The organism is Desulfoluna sp. CYM3A (assembly GCF_056829965.1).
The window spans coordinates 3,596,100-3,616,120 of sequence record NZ_CP186556.1 but is presented as its reverse complement, the minus strand read 5'-3'; the positions used below and the strand labels follow the sequence as shown (position 1 = coordinate 3,616,120).

The 20,021-nt window shown below is 57.0% G+C and carries 15 protein-coding genes and 1 tRNA gene; 13 read left to right on the top strand and 3 right to left on the bottom strand.

Translation table 11 applies throughout. From position 1 onward, the window contains the following. Positions 1 to 188 precede the first annotated feature (188 nt). From ACOYW1_RS18400 to ACOYW1_RS18385, 4 genes are all read left to right on the top strand, one after another. Complete coding sequence (locus ACOYW1_RS18400) at positions 189 to 1,682, top strand: SDR family oxidoreductase (protein ID WP_482419210.1); 1,494 nt, start codon at positions 189 to 191, stop codon at positions 1,680 to 1,682. Between the two features lie 509 nt (positions 1,683 to 2,191). Further along, positions 2,192 to 3,775, top strand: a complete 1,584-nt coding sequence (locus ACOYW1_RS18395; RefSeq protein ID WP_482415398.1) for a class I adenylate-forming enzyme family protein — start codon at positions 2,192 to 2,194, stop codon at positions 3,773 to 3,775. A gap of 33 nt (positions 3,776 to 3,808) precedes the next feature. After that, on the top strand, positions 3,809 to 5,476 hold the full coding sequence (locus ACOYW1_RS18390; protein WP_482419209.1) for an AAA family ATPase: 1,668 nt from the start codon (positions 3,809 to 3,811) through the stop codon (positions 5,474 to 5,476). Next, the gene (locus ACOYW1_RS18385; RefSeq protein WP_482419208.1) at positions 5,473 to 6,156 is read left to right on the top strand and encodes a hypothetical protein; all 684 of its coding nucleotides are present in this window, start codon (positions 5,473 to 5,475) and stop codon (positions 6,154 to 6,156) included. The genes ACOYW1_RS18390 and ACOYW1_RS18385 overlap by 4 nt, the downstream gene beginning before the upstream one ends. Positions 6,157 to 6,243: 87 nt before the next feature. Here the strand turns inward: ACOYW1_RS18385 and ACOYW1_RS18380 are convergent. Next, positions 6,244 to 6,320 (bottom strand) — tRNA-Met (locus ACOYW1_RS18380). 215 nt (positions 6,321 to 6,535) lie between these two features. On the opposite strand from ACOYW1_RS18380, the gene ACOYW1_RS18375 reads away from it, so the two are divergent. The 5 genes from ACOYW1_RS18375 (at position 6,536) to ACOYW1_RS18355 (ending at position 13,944) form a co-directional block, all read left to right on the top strand. Continuing rightward, a complete protein-coding gene (locus ACOYW1_RS18375; RefSeq protein WP_482419207.1) occupies positions 6,536 to 7,462 on the top strand; it encodes a transposase in 927 nt (308 codons plus the stop codon). Positions 7,463 to 8,285: 823 nt separating this feature from the next. Beyond that, a complete protein-coding gene (locus ACOYW1_RS18370; protein WP_482419206.1) occupies positions 8,286 to 9,113 on the top strand; it encodes a hypothetical protein in 828 nt (275 codons plus the stop codon). Then, on the top strand, positions 9,114 to 11,000 hold the full coding sequence (locus ACOYW1_RS18365; RefSeq protein ID WP_482423758.1) for a helix-turn-helix transcriptional regulator: 1,887 nt from the start codon (positions 9,114 to 9,116) through the stop codon (positions 10,998 to 11,000). A 316-nt stretch (positions 11,001 to 11,316) separates the two neighbouring features. Further along, positions 11,317 to 12,651, top strand: a complete 1,335-nt coding sequence (locus ACOYW1_RS18360) for an amidohydrolase (RefSeq protein WP_482419205.1) — start codon at positions 11,317 to 11,319, stop codon at positions 12,649 to 12,651. A gap of 180 nt (positions 12,652 to 12,831) precedes the next feature. Beyond that, positions 12,832 to 13,944 carry a linear amide C-N hydrolase gene (locus ACOYW1_RS18355; protein ID WP_482419204.1) on the top strand — a complete coding sequence of 371 codons (1,113 nt, stop codon included), beginning with the start codon at positions 12,832 to 12,834 and terminating at the stop codon, positions 13,942 to 13,944. A 287-nt stretch (positions 13,945 to 14,231) separates the two neighbouring features. On the opposite strand, the gene ACOYW1_RS18350 is transcribed toward ACOYW1_RS18355, so the two are convergent. Both ACOYW1_RS18350 and ACOYW1_RS18345 read right to left on the bottom strand, forming a co-directional pair. After that, the gene (locus ACOYW1_RS18350; RefSeq protein ID WP_482419203.1) at positions 14,232 to 15,446 is read right to left on the bottom strand and encodes a glycerophosphodiester phosphodiesterase family protein; all 1,215 of its coding nucleotides are present in this window, start codon (positions 15,444 to 15,446) and stop codon (positions 14,232 to 14,234) included. 586 nt (positions 15,447 to 16,032) lie between these two features. Next, on the bottom strand, positions 16,033 to 16,857 hold the full coding sequence (locus tag ACOYW1_RS18345; RefSeq protein WP_482419202.1) for a hypothetical protein: 825 nt from the start codon (positions 16,855 to 16,857) through the stop codon (positions 16,033 to 16,035). Between the two features lie 510 nt (positions 16,858 to 17,367). Here ACOYW1_RS18345 and ACOYW1_RS18340 point away from each other — a divergent pair. The 4 genes from ACOYW1_RS18340 (at position 17,368) to ACOYW1_RS18325 (ending at position 20,013) form a co-directional block, all read left to right on the top strand. Beyond that, the gene (locus ACOYW1_RS18340; RefSeq protein WP_482419201.1) at positions 17,368 to 18,228 is read left to right on the top strand and encodes a DUF4474 domain-containing protein; all 861 of its coding nucleotides are present in this window, start codon (positions 17,368 to 17,370) and stop codon (positions 18,226 to 18,228) included. Between the two features lie 283 nt (positions 18,229 to 18,511). Then, positions 18,512 to 19,084, top strand: a complete 573-nt coding sequence (locus tag ACOYW1_RS18335; RefSeq protein ID WP_482419200.1) for a flavodoxin family protein — start codon at positions 18,512 to 18,514, stop codon at positions 19,082 to 19,084. Between the two features lie 57 nt (positions 19,085 to 19,141). Further along, a complete protein-coding gene (locus ACOYW1_RS18330) occupies positions 19,142 to 19,486 on the top strand; it encodes a VOC family protein (RefSeq protein ID WP_482419199.1) in 345 nt (114 codons plus the stop codon). Further along, positions 19,483 to 20,013, top strand: a complete 531-nt coding sequence (locus ACOYW1_RS18325; RefSeq protein WP_482419198.1) for a DUF1287 domain-containing protein — start codon at positions 19,483 to 19,485, stop codon at positions 20,011 to 20,013. Before ACOYW1_RS18330 ends, ACOYW1_RS18325 begins: the two co-directional genes overlap by 4 nt. Positions 20,014 to 20,021 lie beyond the last annotated feature (8 nt).

The following is a 20,021-nucleotide window of genomic DNA, read 5'->3' as shown; positions in this document are numbered from 1 at the left end:
CGGTTTTGTCCACAGGGAGTCAACCCTTTGGGACAAAACGACTTTCTGATGGGGTGAGGTGGTGTATAATGGGGGCTAAGGGCTAAGGGCTAAGGGCTAAGGGCTAAGGGGTAAGGGGTAAGGGGTAAGGGGTAAGGGGTAAGGGCTGGCGGGGGTGATGAGAGACCATTGAACCCAGGGAGTGAATTATGGATGAACGTCCGTTGATTTTGCTGACCGGAGCCACGGGGTATGTGGGGGGACGTCTGCTTCGCGTCCTCGAAGGGGAGGGGTTTCGGGTGCGGTGCCTGGCGAGGCGCGCGGCTTTTCTGAAGCACCGAACGGCGGAAGGCACCGAGGTGGCCAAGGGGGATGTCTTTGATGTGGCCTCCCTGGACCAGGCAATGGAGGGTGTTCACACGGCCCTGTACCTGATTCATTCCATGGGTGCCACAGGGGCCTTTGAGGAGATGGACCGGAAGGCGGCCACGAATTTTGTGGGGGCTGCCCAGCGTGCCGGTGTCCGGAAGCTTATTTACCTGGGGGGGCTGGGGGAAGGGCCGAACCTGTCGGCCCACCTTCGAAGTCGCCAGGAGGTGGGCAGGATTTTCAGGCGCTCTTCGGTTCCCACGCTTGAATTTCGGGCTTCCATCGTCATTGGGTCTGGAAGCCTCTCCTTTGAGCTGGTGCGGGCACTTACCGAGCGGCTTCCCGTGATGCTCCTGCCGCGTTGGGTCAAGGTGATGGCCCAGCCCATCGGCATCGAAGACCTGATCCGGTACCTTACGGAATCCGTGACCCTGCCTCTGTCTGAGAGCCGAGTCGTGGAGGTGGGGGGCTCCGAGCCCCTCTCCTATCAGGACCTCATGGAGGCCTACGCAACGGAGCGGGGGCTCTCCCGGCTCATGATCCCCGTCCCCATCCTCACCCCGGGTGTGAGCAGTCTCTGGCTGGGGCTGGTGACCCCTGTTTACGCCCGGGTGGGGAAGAAGCTCATCGAGGGGGTGAAAAACCAGACCGTGGTGCATGACCCGTCTGCTCGGGAGCTTTTCAGCGTGGTGCCCATGAGCGCCCGGGAGGCGATCCGGCGGGCCCTGATGAACGAGGAACGGGCCTTTGCCGAGAGTCGGTGGACCGACGCCGTCTCTTCGGCGGGAGTCAAGCCGCCGGGGCCGGAGACCTCCTGGATGGGGGCCCGGTATATTGACCAGCGGAGTCGCCGGGTGAGCACCACCCCGGGCCGGGCCTTCTCCTCCATTGCCCGCATCGGGGGGCGAAACGGCTGGTACGCCTTTAATTTTCTCTGGCGGGTCCGCGGGGCTGTGGACTATTGGATGGGCGGGGTGGGGGTGAGGCGCGGGCGGCCCCACCGGCGGGAGCTCCGAAGCGGAGACCACCTTGATTTCTGGCGGGTGGAGCGGTTTGAAGAGGGCCAGCTCCTGCGGCTGATTTCGGAGATGAAGCTTCCCGGGAAGGCGTGGCTGGAGTTTGAGGTGAAGACCGAAGGCGACCGGGTGTGGATCCACCAGACCGCGATTTTCTACCCTTCGGGCTTTCTGGGGCGTCTTTACTGGATTGCTGTCAAACCTTTCCATGAGCTGGTGTTCCAGGGGATGATCCGCAACATGGTGCGCTGGGCCGAAGCCGAGGTGGACTCTCCCTTTGTAAGGGAACGTCGTCGCTTTCGGGGGCTCAAGGGGTGAGGTTCGTTTGTCAAACCCAACGGTAACCCTACAGATCAAGTAAGCCTTCCTTGGAGTCGTCTTTCCCCATTCAAAGGCAACTGAATAGCTGCATCCAACACATAAACCGGGCGAACGTTTGGCCAGCGGCAGCTTGTATGGGCCGAATCGACAGGATGAGACCAAGGCAAACCGTGACGCGCAGCCCGATGTTGGAACGGTGGTCAGGGCCTTGTTTTCGGTGGCGGGATCCGTATGCGGATCTCCTTGCCTTCCCGTTATCAGGGGTAGAGGTTCTGCAGGGGCTGTGGTATGTGATAAGTTTCAATCGGCAGGCCCTCTTTTCTGGGCCGGTTTGATCACGGTCCCGTTGCTTTTGTTTTTTATTTTGACGGCCTTCGGAAAAAGTCGACCACGTGGTGCCTGCGGGCATCCGGGACATACGGGCTGGCGGCAGCGACAAGGCGGGACGGGGAATGTCGCGTGCGGCGCCGACTTTTTTTCGCCGGCATTTTTTACAGGGTTGCCTTATGTTGATTACGGATATACTGGCTGAAAACGCCTCCCTCTACGGTTGCGAAATCTCACTTATCGAACGCGAGCCCGCCAAGAATCTCCGGCGGGAAATCACCTGGGCCGGGTTCGACACCTACGCCACGGAGTTGGCTGCGGTCCTTCAGGGGCTCGGGGTGAGCAAAGGGGGGCGCGTGGTTCAGCTCATGAGCAACTCCCTGGAGTGGCTTCCCATCTACTTCGGCATCCTTCGAACCGGGGCCTGGGTGGTTCCCCTGAACTTTCGTTTTGACGCCGAGAAGATCGCCCTGTGCACCAACGTGGCCGAAGCCGAGGTGTTTGTCTTCGGTGAAGAGTTCATCGGCCGGCTGGAAGAGGTGAGGGGAGAGCTCTCCTCCACCGTGAAACACTGGATCTTCGATGGGCCCAAGCGCTGCTGCCCGGACTGGGCCATGCACCTCGGGAGCCTTATGGATACGGACGAGACAGCCTTTGTTCCTGTTCCCCTGTCCAAGGCCGACACCGCGGCCCTCTACTTTACCTCCGGCACCACCGGGACCCCCAAGGCCGTGCGCCTCACCCACGGCAACCTGGCCTTTGCCTGCGAGGTGGAAAACGCCCACCACGGGCAGACACACCTCGACAACTTTCTCTGCATCCCTCCCCTGTATCACACCGGCGCCAAGATGCACTGGTTCGGAAACTTCAAGGTGGGGGCGCGCACCGTCATCCTCAAAGGGGTCAAGCCCGAGTATATCCTGCGAGTGGCTTCCGAAGAGCAGGTCTCCATTGTCTGGCTTTTGGTGCCCTGGGCCCACGACATTCTCATCGCCATCGAAAACGGCGACGTGGTGCTCACCGAGTACAACCTGGACGCCTGGCGCCTCATGCACATCGGTGCCCAGCCCGTGCCGCCATCCCTTATTGACGAGTGGAAGAAACTCTTTCCCCACCACGACTACGATACCAACTACGGCCTCACCGAGTGCTCAGGCCCCGGCTGTGTTCACTTAGGGCTTGAAAACGAGCATAAGGTGGGGGCCATCGGGCTGCCCGGGCACCAGTGGGCGGCCAAGGTGGTGGACGGTGCCTTGAACGAGCTTCCCGGAGGGGAGACCGGCGAGCTGATCATCAAGGGGCCCGGGGTCATGACCGAGTACTACAAAAACCCGGAAGAGACGGCCAAGTGCATCGTGGACGGCTGGCTCCGCACCGGGGACATGGCCCGGAAGGACAAAGACGGTTTTATCTGGCTCGTGGACCGGAAAAAAGACCTTATCATCTCCGGCGGGGAGAACATCTTCCCCGTGGAGATCGAGAACCACATCATCACCCACCCGGATGTCCAGGACGTGGGCATTATCGGTTACCCGGATCAGCGCCTGGGCGAGGTGGTGGCCGCCGTGGTGATGATCAAGGAGGGGCGCTCCATGACGCGGGACGCCCTGGAGGCCTTCTGCGAGAACCTTCCCCGCTACAAGCGGCCGCGAAAGATCTTTTTTGGCGAGGTGCCCCGAAACCCCACGGGAAAAATCGAAAAACCGAAGCTCAGGCGTAAGTATATCCGTACCAACCGGGACTTCCGAAAACTGTACGAGTAACATGCTTGTTTTCAAGCATACCCAGGGCAAGACATGTATCGACGACACTTTCATCTCAAGGAGCGGCCCTTTCAGCTGGTGCCGACGCCATCGTACCTGTTTCCTTCCCGGTGCCATCAGGAGGCCCTGGGCCACCTGACCTATGCCCTTGAAACCGGCGAAGGCTTTGTGGAGGTGACCGGCGAGGTGGGCACGGGCAAGACAACCCTGTTGCGCACCTTCCTTAGGGGGCTGGACGAGACGGTGTCCGTTGCCTGCATCTTCAACCCCACCTTGAATGCCGTGGAGCTGCTTCAGTCCATCAACCGCGATTTCGGCATCGACGCCGGATCTTCCAGCCGGTCGGACCTGGCGGCGGCCCTTCAGCGGTTCCTCATTGAAAACCGGGAGATGGGGAAAAAGGCCCTGCTTGTCATCGACGAGGCCCAGAACCTTTCCATCGAAGTCCTGGAGGAGCTTCGCCTTCTCTCCAACCTGGAGACCACCCGCGCCAAACTGCTCCAGACCGTCCTCTGCGGCCAGCCCGAGCTCGGAGAGATGCTGGAACGCCATGAACTCCGCCAACTGGCCCAGCGGATCTCCCTGGCCTGCCGCCTGCAACCCCTCTCCTCCGACGAGACCCATGACTACATTGTCCACCGTTTGAAACGGGCCTCCCTGGGGGCCCGGGGTGATCTTTTCACCCCCCGGGCCAGGGCACAGGTGTACCGCTATTCAGGGGGCACGCCGCGCGTCATCAACATCTGTTGTGACCGGGCCCTGCTCTGCGGATATGTGGCGGGCAAGGACCGTGTGGACGCCGGGGCAGTAAAGAAGGCCGTGGCGGAGCTTGCGGACCGGCCCTACATGGATCGCACCCTTTTGGGACGGCCCTTGCCGGCGTGGGGCGTGGCGGTGCTGGGACTTGCCATTGTGTTCATGGCCGGGTTTCTGGTCTTCGGTACCTCCCTGTGGCATCCAAAGGCGACACAGACGGCTCCGGTTGCGGTTACGGATGGCCAGGGCAGTGCAGCCCCTCCGGCCACCTACGGCCTGTTCGACCTGTTTGACGAGGCGGGTGTGGCAGAGTCCGTCCCATGGGGCGTTCGCCGGATCATGGGGGCATGGGGGCACACGCTTTCCTCCTCCGAGCTTCCGGCCATCGGGGATCCCTACCTTCTTCTCTCCGCCGTGGCCGCGCCCCTGGGCATGGAGGTGATGCCCATGGACGGGGATCTGGATCGGGCCATGGCCTTCGGCCTGCCGGTCCTGATGCTTTTCGGTTCTGGCGGCCAGGGGCCTCTGGTGCTGGTGTTTGAAGGGGAGGAGGCCGGTGGGCTGTTGCGGTTTCAATCCCCCAAAGGGATCGTGGAGCTGTCCCGGAGCGATGCCGACAGGCTCTGGTCCGGTCGGGCCCTTATCGCCTGCACCAATCCCCTGGGGTTCTCCGAGGTGGTGACGGAGCGCTCGGGCCTTCAGGAGGTCATCGCCCTTGAATCGGCTCTCTCACGGGCCGGGTTTCACGGGGTGAGCGTGGACGGGCGTTTTGATGGCGAGACCCTTCGGGCGGTGCATGCCCTGCAGGAGGCCTATGGCATTCTCTCTGACGGCATGGTGGGAGACCTTACCCGCGTGGCCCTTGCCGCAGCGCTGAAAAATGGATTGCCCGATACCCCGGAGCGCGTAGCCGCCCATGACCGACAAAAAGGAGAGATCCCATGAGTTCGGTTCTGGAAGCCTTGAAGCGAATGGAAGAAGAGGAAAAATACGCTGAAAGCGTTGGGTTTGCAAGGGCGGAACCACGGCAAAAGACGGGCTTTGCCCGCCTGCTTCCCTTTGTGGCTGTGTTTGTCGCGGGGGTGGGCCTTGCGGGGGCAGGGTTTTATCTGGCCTATGGCCGGGGGCAGGCTGTGGTGGCCGATGAGGCGCCCCTTGGTGTGACTTCGGTTTTTCGCGTGGTGGCCCCGAGTTCTCCGGCCACTCAGGACTCTTCCGGTACCGGGGCGCAATCGCGTTCGGCTTCTTTGGTGGCTTCATCGCCTGGTGCGACGGCGTCTTTATCAGAGCCGGATTCACCAGTCGGACCCGCTGTGGAGCCGGAACCTGTTTTCGAATCAATTCAACCGTCCCAGGGGCAGGGCCAACCTGTTGCAGCGTTGACTGATGCGCCAGCATTGTCCCCGGACGAGCTGCGACAGCTTCCGGCCGCCGATGCCGGGACCTATCGCCTCCAGGGGGTGCGGTGGTCGCAGACACCCTCCCGGCGTATCGCGGTTATCAACAGCCAGATTATCCGAGAGGGCGCTTCCGTGGACGGAGCAAAGGTTCTTTCTATCTCCAAAGAGGGCGTGGTGCTGGACATTGCCGGCGTGGAGATGTTTCTTGCCTTTGTGGGGCGCTGACGACGGGGCCTTGCGTCTCTGTGATTCCCCATTGCAAACAAAAAAAGGCCCGGAAGATGACTCTTCCGGGCCTTTGTATTTTTTAAGTGGTAGCGGGAAGCGGATTTGAACCACTGACCTTCGGGTTATGAGCCCGACGAGCTACCAGACTGCTCCATCCCGCAACAACGAAGCGCACACTACAGCCCAAGCCGCATGATGTCAAGCTCAAAACCACTTTGGGGACAGGTTCTTTATGCTGGACCCATCACACCGTCCTGTGAGATAGTGGTCTGTAACGTACTATCATCCTCAAATTTTGGTGTATTTTAGTTTTTTTTCCATCCGTCACACAAACCATCCACATCAATGATTCTGCACGACCAGAGAGGAGGGTGTTATGCCGCGAGTTCCCCGTATGGTCATAACGGATGCCGGACAAAAAGCCGCTTACCATGTGATCAGCAGAACCGCCTTGGACGGCCTTCCCTTCGGGGCGGTTGAAAAAGACGAATTACTGCGCATCATCCAGAGGTTCTCAGCGATTTATTGTGTCGAGGTTTTTGGGTTTGCGATTATGGGAAATCACTTCCATTTGCTCATCGAGGTAGCCCCGGAGGACATGGTTTCCGATGATGACGTTCGAAGGCGCTTTCACCTTCTCTATGGGGAGAAGACGTTTTTTCCCGAAGGGAGACTGGCGGAGTACCGGGAGCGTTTTTGCAGCCTGTCGGCGTACGTCAAGGACATCAAGCAACGGTTCTCCTGTTTTTACAACAAGCGGAAAGAACGAAAGGGAACCCTGTGGGGAGAGCGTTTCAAGAGTGTGATCGTTGAGCAGGGAACCACATTGATCCATTGCCTGGCGTATGTCGACCTCAATGCGGTTCGGGCAGGAATCGTGAAGCGGCCGGAAGAGTATCGCTGGTGCTCCATTGGTTACCACGTCCAGACGGGAAACGGGGACGGGTTTCTCTCATCTGACCTGGGGACATCGGCATTCGGTGTTTCCGATCCTGCTTCGCAGCTCAAGACATACCGGGAGTACCTGTATCACGTGGGGGCTGTTGAAAAGAGGGGCAAGGCGAGTATTTCGCGATCGGTGTTGGATGAGGAAGCCGCCCAGGGGTTTGAGCTGACCCGAGCGCAACGGTTTCGGTACAGGACCCGCTACTTTACGGATTCAGGCATTATCGGATCCCGCGAGTTCGTTGAAGCGGGCTATGAAAGGTTCAGGGATCGATTTCGTACTACGCGGGATAAAATACCGAGGCGCGTCAAGGGAGTTCAAGGGATGTATTCCCTAAAGCGCCTCGTCGATGCCTGATATGTGGCTGCCTCGTTTTTGAGGTGCTTGAGCCAACGAACTCAGCGGTGGGCTGAGAGCGCAAGGGCGGGGTGCGTCCGGAGGTGAGTGACGTCGGGCGGTTTTGAGGAGCTGGGCGCTCATTTTACTGATGGGTGAGGGATTCGAGTTGTAAAATAACATGGGAGTTGCCCGGTGGGTTGTTTTTGGGGGGCGTGGAAACATCGCAAAGGAGAAAACCGTGTTGTTTTTGCATAAAGAGCCTGTCCCCCCCCAAAATGTTCAATATTCTCTGTGGAGGTAGGAATTGCTTGTGAAACAGCAATGTCGCCAACATCTACTTGACCTAATCCCTTTACGTGTGAAATGGTCAATACGTTAATGCCGTAGTATCAATAACATGCCAGTTCCCTGGCAGCGCAACACGTTTTGCTGAACGCACGGCCCGTGCATGAAAGCAACAGGTTGCAGGCCTCCTGTTGCCGCCTCCCGTTTTCGAGTAATAACGCATTGTAAAGATAATATCCCCTTCAGAGAAAGATAGAAAACTCGATCAGCAGGAAGGCGTGTGCATGCTGTCTGAAACCACCGGGTGCCCGGTGCGTACATGTCCCATTCAGCCCGTCGGGCCGCACCGCGGTAATCCGGTGTACGGCCTTGCCATTGTCTTCGGCCCCGTTGCCTGTACAACGTATCGCCTGTGTTTGCTCTGCGAAAAGCATATGGCATCCATCTAGTTTCCGGTATACGCCGGTTGATTAATGCATGCGACAAAGGGGAGGGTAACCTTGAATGGTGTGAGGGGGCCTGCATTGTCGCTACCAACCCATAGCTGACGATATCAATGAAACACGCTCTGCTTCATACCAAACTCCAGATACCTCCCGTGGCGCCCGACATTGTGCCGAGGAATCGATTACTGACCCTCCTGGACGAAGGGGGGAGACGGCCGCTGGCGTTGATTACCGCACCGGCAGGATACGGAAAAACGACCCTGGCCAGCTGTTGGGCCAATGCCTGCGGTTGCCCGTTCGGCTGGGTCTCCCTGGACAGGGAAGACGATGATCTGCGACAGTTCCTGGCCTATTTTCTTGCCGCCGTTCAGAAAGCCTTTCCGGGCATTGCCCTTGGTACCGAAGCCCTGCTGGAGGCCGGGCAGCTCCCGCCGGAGCCCGTCCTGTCCCGGTATCTGCTCAACGACCTCTACGGGTTGCCCGAACCCTTTGTCCTTGTGCTGGACGATTTTCATCGCATGACCGACCCCTCCATTTATGGGCTGGTGTCTGATCTGCTCAAGCATCCTGCCAGGTTTCTGCACCTCGTTCTTTTGTCTCGGACAGATCCCCCGCTCCAAGTAGCGCCCTTTCGGGGCCGCGGCCTTGTGACCGAGGTCCGGGCCTCGGATTTGAGGCTGACCCTTGCCGAAGCCACAGCCTTCATGGACAAGCTGCTACCCGTAAACGTCGATGACGCCACAGCCTCCGTTCTGGAGAGCAAAACCGAAGGGTGGGCTGCCGGACTGCGTCTGGCCGGGCTCTACCTGCAAGGGGGGCAGGACCCCAGAAAAAAGGCGATGGAGCTGAGCGGCATCTCTTACCACATCGCCGACTACCTCCTGGCCGAAGTGGTGTCCCGCCTCGATTCGGACACGGTCTCATATTCCGATCTGTAAATACCGCCGTCGTACCGTTTTTGCGCGCCCTTGTGCCGGTATATGCACCAGAGGCGATCTTTTTCCCATCGAAAGGACAGCGCGGAGGCTTTTATTGACAGGCTGGTGGAAAGCAACCTGTTTACTTTAGGCCTGGACAGCGACGGGTATTGGTTCCGCTTTCACCACCTTTTTCGGGACCTGCTCAACGGCATGCTAAAAAAGGTGAAAACCTCCCAGGAGATAGCGGATCTGCATCGGACCGCCGGGGCCTGGTTTGCAGAAAATAGCTATATTGAAGAGGCCCTTCATCACTTTTTGGCCTCCGGGGACACCGCGGAGGCCGTTCAGTTGGTGATGGACAACCGTCACGATTTGCTGAACAGCTCCCAGATTATCCGATTGGATCGGTTGCTGTCCATGCTGCCCGAGGGCGTTTCATCAGAGCACCCCCTGGTGGCTACGACGCAGGCCTTCATAACCATCGAGCACGGGAATTATGCAGGGGCTCTGGAGTGGGCTGTCCAAGCCCAGAAGATGTTGGACGGGCTTTCGCCCGGGGCAAGGGGCCTGAGGGAGTTGAGGGCTGAAGTGCTTGTCCTGAACGGGCTCATGGCGCTTTTTTCCGGCTCACCGGACGGGGGCAGGCTGTATTCGGCGGAGGTGTTCGGCCAGCTCCCGGAACAGGCTGTTTTCATGAAGGCCTATGAGGTGGGCGTCTCGTCCTGCTTTCACCAGATGCGGAGAGACCGGGGCCATGTGGACGCCATGATCAAAGAGGCCCTGTTCAACCCGGAATGGCCGACCAATATCCAGGCCAGAATCTACTTCCATCTCTGTATCGCGCTCTATATGGACGGCGACTTGCCCGGGGTAATGCAAACGGTTGCTGCCTGCAGGCGGTTTGTGGGTGTTGCCCCCTTTCATCACACCAGGGCCTATGCTCACTATTTCCAAGGGGTCGCGGCGTATCTGCAAAATGATCTCAAGGGGGCTGAGGGGTACATGCTGAAGGTTCTGGAGATTCGGCATACGGCCAATGCCTCTTATGTCGCCGAAGCCGGGTTTGTCCTCTCCTGTATCTATCTGGCCTGGGGGGACGAGACCACCGCCGAACTGGTACGCGAACAGATCATCACCCATTGCCGACAGAATGGCCACGCCGTTGCCGAGGCTGTTGCCATGGCCTTTGAGGTAGAGACCGCGGTCCGAAGCGACGACCTCCTCAAGGCAAAACAGCTCTGCGCCCGTGTGGATTTCAACCGTCGCCCGCCGTTGTGGTTTTTTTACGTCCCTCAGCTCACCCCCATCAAGTGCCTGCTGCAGGACGGCTCCAAGGAAGCCCTGCACCAGGCTCGTTCCAGGCTCCGGCTTCTGGACGGGCGCTTGCGCGAGATCAACCGTATCAATGTGCGTATCGAGGTTTCGGCACTCCTGGCCCTTGTCTGCGGGAAGCAAGGAGATGAGGTGGCTGCGGCGGACTGTCTGGAAACCGCCCTGACCCTTGCCGAACCCGGGAATTGGGTCCGAAGTTTCGTTGACCTTGGAGAGCCCATGGTGACCCTGTTGGATCGACTAATTGGCGATGGGCCGGTCAGGCCCTTTGCCAAACGGGTCCTCGAAGCCTGTGGGGCTCGGAGCCCGGTGCTGGACCCTTCGGTGCCACGGGCCCCTGCCAAGCCCCAGGCCCTTGACCAGAGGGATGTCGAATTTCTTACGCGACGCGAATCCGAGATCGTCCCACTCCTGGCCGAGGGCATGAGCAACAAAGAGATCGCCGGAATACTCTGTGTGTCAGAAGGGACCGTCAAGACCCACCTGAAGAACATATTCAAGAAGCTGGGCGCAAACAGCCGGATCGACGCATTGAACCGGGCTCGGGAATCGGGTCAGTTCATTGCCAACTAAAATAGACAGGGGCGTTGTTTGCCTTCTCATGGGTACCTTTTTTGGGGCAGGCCATGCTGCTTTCTACCCCAAAAGTGGTAGACGAATTCTTGAAAAATACCCCTTTTGAGAGATTTACACCAGGGGGCCGTAACGCTAAGGTGACTGTTTCCTACTGATCCATTTATCACTGAAAAAAGGGAGGTTATCCATGGTGCGTGAGGTGCGGTTGTTCTCCGGGGGCTTTGGCTTGCCCGCAATGCGTTTTGTGTGTGGTGTGTTGATTCTGGCGTTGTGCATGCTTTGCATGCCGCCAACGGCTCGGTGTGAAGCAGGGGTGTCGCAGGCAGAAACCATCGAAGCGGTGGACAAGGTTTCGGATACCATCGAAAAGGTCGGGCTGAAACTCTGGGAGCTCTCGGAAGTTTCCCTGATGGAGTTCGAGTCCTCAGCGTACCTAAAAACGCTGCTCAAGAAAAACGGGTTCAAGCTGACCAGCGAGGGGACCAGCGGTGTCCCCACGGCCTTTGTGGCCGAGTTTGGCTCAGGGAAACCCGTCCTCGGTATCATGCTGGAATACGATGCCTTGCCCGACCTGGGCAACGAAGTCGTCCCCTTTAAAAAGCAGAGAGAAGACGGTGTCACCGCAGGCCACGCCTGCGGACACAACCTCATCGGTGCCGGAGCCCTGGGGTCTGCCCTGGCCATCAAGGACCTGATGAAGAAAAAAGGGATCAAGGGAACCCTGAGGGTGTACGGAGGGGCCGCTGAGGAGACAGAGGGTGCCAAGGTCTATATGGCCCGCGATGGTCTGTTTGACGATGTGGACACCATGCTGCACTGGCATCCCCTGGACAAGGCCGTTGTGGCCAACATACGGACAACGGCCATTACCCATGTCTATGTCGAGTTCAACGGAAAAACCGCCCACGCAGGGATGGCCCCGTGGGAAGGCCGAAGCGCCCTGGACGCCGTGGAACTGTTTCTGCACGGCGTAAATCTGATGCGGGAGCATGTGCTGCCCACCTGCCGCATTCACTACATTGTCAAAAACGGCGGTCTTGCCCCCAACATCGTCCCTGACAAAGCCTCGGTGGTGATGACTTTTCGCGGGGAGTCCAGGGATGTGGTGAACGACGGCGTTGCCTGGATCAAGGAGATGGTCGACGGGGCTGCGCGAATGACCCAGACACGGGGCATGGCCGTGGATTACTACGGCATGTACGATACCCTGCCCAACACCCCCCTTGCCGAGCGGATGCAGGGGCACATGGAGGCCGTCGGCTTACCCCGGTACACCAAGGAAGAGATCCGTTTTGCCAAAAAGCTGCAAAAAGAGGTGGGCCTGGAGCAGGCCGGTATGGCGTCTGCGATACTTCCCCTGCCCAACGAGGTGATGGTGGGAGGGAGCACCGATGTGGGGGATGTCAGCTGGAACACGCCGACCATGGGACTGCTCTTGCCTTCCAGCCCGTCGGGCATCGGGGTGCACACCTGGATGGCCACGGCCAGCCACGGATCGAGCATCGGTATAAAATCCGCGGTGATGGCAGCAAAGATCATGGCGATGACCGGCATGGACGTCTTGACGGATGACGCATTTTTAAAGGCGGTGAAGGCAGATTTCAAGCGGCGGACCAAAGAAAAAAGAACATCTCCCCGATTTGGGTGAGATTAAGGAACCCATCGGTCTGCCCGACGAAATGCGGTCCCACGGAAGCATCATTGAGTTAAAGGAGGATTTTTACAAGCAGGCTGGTGACGACGCTTTTTTTGACTGATCCAGCGGGTATGTCCGACGTCGGGTTGGCTCTGGTAGCTATATGAATCCATAAATATGGGAGAGCGACTGATGATTGAAAAGAGATTGACGGGATGGCTGGTTGGTGCGCTGCTGCTGGTAACCTTCTGTTTTGCTTCGGCTGAAGCCTGCACCGGGATTCGGTTGATGGCAAAAGACGGCTCGTGCGTTTATGGCCGCACCATGGAGTGGGGGAACTTTGACCTGGACTCCAGGGTCGCCATTGTTCCCAGGGGGTATGCGTTCAAGGGGACGACGCCGGACGGGAACAACGGGAAAGAGTGGAAAGGGAAGTACGGTGTTGTTGGCCTGGACATGCTTGAAAAGGACCTTCTTGCCGACGGCATGAACGAGAAGGGGCTTACGGTGGGGCTCTTTTACCATCCGGGCACCGCCGAATATGCCGCCTATGAACGGACCAAGGCAAAAAACACCATCACCGCCGTGGATATGGTGTCGTACATCCTTTCACAGTACGCCACCGTGGACGAAGCCAAAAAAGGGCTGGAGAAGGTGCGCGTTGTCCCTGTGGTGGAAAAAGCCCTGGGCATTCCCGTGGATGCCCACTGGGTTGTCACCGAACCTTCGGGCAAGTCTGTGGTCATCGAGTGCCTGAGGGGGCAGGTCCGGTTTTTCGATAACCCCCTGGGGGTGATCACCAACTCACCTACCTACGACTGGCACATGACCAACCTGCGGAACTATGTGAACCTGTCCGCTGTTGCCATCCCGAATAAGACCATAGAGGAACTTGACTTTCGTCCCTTGGGCGGGGGCAGTGGCATGATCGGGCTTCCCGGTGACTTCACCCCGCCTTCCCGCTTTGTAAGGGCCGTGGCCTGGACCCAGACCGCCCGGCCTACCAAGGACTCCCAAGAGACGGTTTATGAATTGTTCCGGATCCTCGACAACTTCAACCTTCCCCTGGGTTCCGCAGAAGGCTCTGACAGTGAGGGTGTCGACCTCAAAGGGATGAGGAGCGCAACCCTCTGGACCACGGCCTGGGATCAATATGATAAAATCCTTTATTTCCACACGCAGCACGACCGGCGCGTGCGAAAAGTCGATCTGGATCGCATCGATTTTACCAGGAAGAAGATCTGGCACATCACCCTCGATACTAAAAAAGAGCAGGATGTCAAAGACATCACACCTTCTGTATAGGGGCTTCCCCGTGGGAAGGGCATGTGACCGGCCACTTGCCGGGGGCCTTTCTCGTGTAGCCTGAGGCTCGTGGACAGCGTGGCAACAGGGCGATGGACTTTCGCCCGGTTGCCACGTTTTTTTATGGCAACGGCAAAAAGAGCCTGTCCCCATCTGAATACCCATTATCTGAACGCTTTGAATAACGCCGGGCACAAACGGGTTACGTGGGGCCCCGGCAGGGTTTTACAGGTGGTTAAAGGTGTTTGACGATGGTTGACATTAAGAGCCTGTCCCCCTTGAATTGATTATTTGTGGAACCCGTGGACCTCGAATTGGGAGTCCTCCTGGGTGGCACGCCTGAAGAGAAGGGAGTAGGGCTCCTCATCGAGGACCTCATCCATGCGGTCCGGAAAGTTGGTGATCACCCCGTCCACTCCGTAGTCGAGGCATGACCGCATGGAGGCTTTCCGGTTCAGGGTCCAGTAGTAGCTTTTCTTGAAGTGTCCGTTGGCGTCCCGCATGTTGGTCATGGCCTGAACCCAGGACATCCAGCTGGGCATGGACGAGGGGTGGACGCTGCTGGCCCCCACCCCGATAAATGTGGAGCCGATGGCCTCTACCTTTTCGGCCCAGGTATCGGGGGTAAGGCCTGAGTAATCCTGAAGGTAGGAGTCGATACCCGCATTGTAGAGAATGTGGCCGTCCGCATCCTCTTTTTTAAGCACGTCGTTAAAAATCGCAGCCTGGTCACGGGGAACGGAGAAAACGGCGAGGTGTGCGGGGATGCCTGCGTCCATAAGCCGTCGGGCCAGGGTCCGGGCGTAGTCTGCCGGGTCAATATCCTTGTCCTGCTTGCAGTCGAGCTCGATAAGGGCGATGTTCCGTTTGTCGATATGGGCTTTGAGGTTCAGGAGGAAGTCGTCAAAGCGCGACGCAGGTGTAAAGCAGATATCGCCGGAGTGGTACACCTTGAAGCCGATGCTGCCGTCTTCCTCCACCGGTGTCAGGTCAAACTCAATGGCATTGGCGTTTTTATCCACCATGCGGTTGACCTTGTCGATGGTGCTGCACCGGTGGGCGATGTTGTAAAAGGGGCGCCGGGTTTCAATGGCGCTGAGGTTGACTGTTCCTGTCCAGATGTAAGTGTTTCCGCCCCCGTAGTAGAGCTCAAAGCGGACATCTGACGCGGGCTCTGCCAGGTCCACCTCAAGGATGGCTCGCTGAAATCCGCCGTCACGGTACGAAGGGAATTCCCGGCTGATGAGGGGAGAGGAGGCGATCAGCTCCGAGCCGGACCACGCCCGCAGTTCGCCCAGGCGAACCCCGCCATATTCTTTGTGCCATACCTGGAACAGTACCGCATATTGCCCTTTGGCGAGGTCAATGGGACAGGTTTCAAGCATGGAACCCGGTGCCTGATCTTTTTCCACTGTCCAGGTCGGGATCCAGTTGAGCCCACCATGGGAAGAGAGGTAGCCGATTTGATGGCTTTGGCCGGTCTCAGGCATCCAGGTTGTCATGGCAGGGGGCGCCATCCTTTCTTCAGCAAAGCTCGTTATTGAAGAGAGCAAACATGCCAGGCAACACACCATAAGAATACTACATGATTTTCTTCTTTCCATAATCTACTACTCCTTTGAAAATTAAGTTAAAGACCTATTGGCATAAGGAGGAATAGCGGTCAATAGTAAACGGTGTTAGATAATGGCTCCGTGGTTTTGGCTAAAGAATGGGTAGCAAAGGGGCTTCACAGGACGCGGCGGGTGACGGAAATTTCGTGATGTTTGATATGCTACAAAATTGTAATAACATGGGGCCCTACGGGTTTTCTCCCGAGGAACTTGAAACGGAGCTTTTAAGGTATGTGAGCAGCAACTAAGGGCTATGCCCTAAAATAATAATATATAACGATATTCCGCCTTAAATTCGTTGTGTGTCGAAGCAACGATCAAAAAATCATGCTGAGGACTTATGGGATGATCCCGTCATGTGTAAGTTGTTCTTGGTATGGCCCTAATACATTCACGGCAGGATGAGTCCGTCACCTGACCCGGGGCAGCTCCCATCCATCTTGGAGCTGCCCTTCGCTTTCCGACAGGGGCGCTGCTACAAAAGATCGTAGTGCCGGAAGAGCCCCGAGCGTATTTTCAGGGCAGTGAGCCCGGCTGTTTCGTATGGCAAATACTCGAGGGTCCGAGAGTATTGCCTGAAGAGGTATTCTCTTCCCTGGAGGGTAAAGTGGACGTCGCAGGAGAGATACTCCTCCCGGGGACCACGGCTGCTGTAGCTGATCGAGCACCTGTCGCTTTGGATGTTTTCCATGGGGATGACGGTTTCCGAAAGGGGCCCGAAGTTTTCGTAAAAGGCAAGGCCGAAGGTGAGGACTCCCACTGCGGTCATGATCCGGGCCGTACGGGGGGATTTATCCATTTTTATTGCCAGGGCCCCTGCGCCGACCATGAAGGCGATTGTCATGAAGGTCAACGCCCAGGTTGCAAGGGGCAACTCACGGAAAAAGAGGGTATCCTGAAGGCTGGTGCAAATAAGGCTGTTGGTGACCACGGCAAACCACAAGGCCTGGCCCCAGACCCGGGCTTCGGCTTCCCTGGCGAAAAAAGCCGTCATAAAAAAGCAGCCTGCAAAATAGGCCAGGGCAAGCCCCAGGGGAACTGTTAAACAAGCCGTCAAAGATATGAATACCAGCGCAGAATCAAATCCTGCCCGGGTCCCATGGTGCCATCCTGCCGCCGCAACGGCTCCGAACAGCCCTAAGACCACCCACCAATACCTGATGCAGAAAATCATCAGGTGGGACACGATTGTGTTGATCGCCCCGGAGAGGATAGAGGCCGGGTAGATGAGGCTTAGATCCGAAGGGGTGGCTTCTTCCTCCTGATGTTCATCATCGTTCAATTCTGCTTCGTCACACATCTACTCGTTATCCTTACGTGTAAATACAGTCATAACAAAGGTATCCCGCGGCCTAAGCTCCTTGCTTTGTGCCCAGGCCCGTTTTTCCTGAGCCTTTGACATCAGTGGGGCTTGAAAGGCAATAACGTCCCTTTCCGTTTGCTTTTCAAGCTGACGCTGTCTTACGCCAAATTCCTCGTGGGGGCAAGTCATGGTTGATAATGGAAAAGAAGCAAAGGGGACAGGCTCTATGCCTTATAGGTTTTCATCGACGACTGCCTTGACATATGCAGGCATTTATTGGATAGAATTGAATTATTCATGTAGTAATATTAGGGCAAAGTGCTTTGCGGTTGTTTAGTAATTTTACGAGTGGGGCTATCGTTTTTGTTTTAGGAGTAGCGATACAACACTTTGTAAAATAGAGCTAAACCGTATGGTTTGTGTGCTTCTTGTGTTTGTGGGGCGTTTTTCTCTATGTGTGGTTTGGTTTTAATTCTATTGTAAATTTCAGAGCGTTAACCTGTCCTGATGAAACGGTTTGCGTCGATTTGCCTGTTTGCGGTGTCTGTTCTTCTGGTACCTGTTATTTCAAGCGCCGGGAACTCAGAGTGTACTTATAAATTACTGGCCGGTACCGTGTATGCCGCCGGGTTTGAATACAATGACGATCAAGATATCTACATGACGCGGCACCATGCACTCCAGCGTAAGTTCGGTTACAACAACATTTACGACAAATGCGCGGCGCCCCTGGGCATGGTTATCGATGTGGAGCCGGTGCGGTTTGAATACGACGGTCAGAGGTATATGGTTGAGCTCTGGAAAGGGCAGTATTTCTCGGCCATCGGAGCGGAAATCGGTTTTTACGTGGGAACAAAGCTGAATATCGCCGGGGAGGACCATTACCGGTGCGCGGACACCGAAGAGGAACTCGATATTGCCTTTACCATGAAGAACCAGGGTGTGCCGGAATACTCGGTGAGCGGACGGCACTGGTGGCTCACAGGGTTCAAGCCCGGCGTGTTCGCCCGTCCCGACCAGCTGACCCTTGAAGACATCGAGATCACGTTTCACTCCCAAGGCATGGCCGAAGCCTTTGCAGAGGCACTCTACAGGCTGGGATACAGTGATGCCGGAGACCGTGTGTGGTGTGAGGGAAGAACCGTGGGCTTTGTTTTCTCAACCCCCAGAAACCCTCAGCCATGGGATCAGGACAAGCTGGATATCGTTCTGGCTGCAAACAGGGTCCGGGTTGACGTGGTGCTGGACATCCAGGCGTCCCTGGGGTTTGAGAATTTCAGCCCGGAGAGCATTGCCGAGGCCCTGAGCAGGGATTTCTGGTCCGGTATGCACCTGTACAACCAGCTCAAAAAGATTGTTGCGGATTAACAATCAGAAAACCGCCCAGGCGTTACCATAGGAACGAGGCGCGTCAAGCCGTGGCACGGGATACCGTGCTGCGGCTTTTATGGTTGGCTGCGAGGGTATCATAGGTGTCAATGCCTCCTGATATTCGGTTTTTATCAAGGATAACGGCTTTTGTGATGAGGAATCATTTTCTCCTATGAAAAAAGTGCATGACGTGTATCTTGGTGAGCAGGCTGATGCATTTTTTACTCTGATGTCCACAAGAACCGTTTTTTTCCATAAGCGCCTGAAAGGAGAATACCACATGAAAATTGTCTGCCTGACGGGAAGTCCGAGGTACCGCGGAAACAGTGCGTCCATAGCAAAACGATTCATGGAGACAGCAACGAACCGGGGTGCCGAAACCACGACGCATGCCCTCAACAAGCTCACGTACAAGGGATGCCAGGCCTGCATGGGGTGCAAGACCACATCCGATACCTGTGTCCTGGATGATGATTTGAGGCCGGTTCTGGAGGATGTCGTAACAGCCGATGTGCTTGTCATGGCATCCCCGATTTACTACGGGGATGTGACATCCCAGATGAAGGGCTTTATGGATCGCACTTACTCATTTTATGTCCCAGAGTTCCACACCAAGGCACGGCCGAGCAGGCTGGCCCCCGGTAAAAAATTCGTCATGATCACGACCCAGGGCCAACCGGATGAAAACATGTTTGCCGATGTGTTTCCCAAATACCATTTCTTTTTTCAAACCCATGGGTTTAAAGAGGGGTTCTCGATTCGGGGGTGCGGCCTGACCCGCCCGGACGATGTGATGAACCGCCAAGAGATCCTGGCGAAGACTGAAGAACTTGCCGGGGTGTTGGTGAGTTGAATCGATGACATGGATTTTTATAAGAATGGTTTCGGGAGAGGGCGAACGAGGAGGAAGATGAAATTCAATCATGTTGGAATACCTACGGAAGGCAGGTTTGAAGGCGAAATAGATTTGCCTCATCTGCACATGACAGTCTCTGATCATGAGAACAACCCCTATGGCATCCAGTGGCAACGCTATTGGGAGAATGCCCCGTACCCGGAACTGGTCAAGAGCGTTCCCCATGTGGCCTTTGAAGTGGATGACCTGCAGGCAGAAATCAAGGGCAAAAAAGTGATTATCCATCCCAATTCGCCCAGTGAAGGGCTGATCGTGGCCTTCATTGAAGTCAATGGAGCGCCGGTGGAGTTGATGCAATACACAAGCGAACCGGTCTGCGACCGACCCGGAGCAGCATGATGGGTGGTATTCGTATCAAGACATATCTTGCGGCTTTGTTTTTATTCCTTGTCTTTATAGCAGACGGCGTTGCCGGTCCCGTGGACGACATGGTGGCGGGCGCCTATGGAGAGATCGCAAACAAGACGGCGTACAACACGGAGATGCTGAGTCGCTATTTTCCTCCCACCTACAAGGGGGGAGAAGACACGGGGGCTCCGGTGTACCCGGGGGGCGACGTCAACCCTCGGGAAGGCGTCTGTGCGGATCTGGTGGTGCGGGCCCTTCGGTGCGGGGGCGTTGACCTGCAGAAGGCGGTTCATGAGGATGTGGTGGCCCACATGGGGGCCTACGGCATCAAGACCCCGGACAGATACAGCGACCACAGACGGGTCTGGATCCTTCGGACTTTTTTTAAGCGGCAGTGGGCGTCCCTTTCAACGGAGCTGAAAAATCCCGGCGACTGGCAGCCCGGGGATATCGTGATCTGGCACACGGGCTCGAAGAAAGAAAAGGCACCTCCGGACATCGGGATGGCCGGGGCATAAAATGCTGG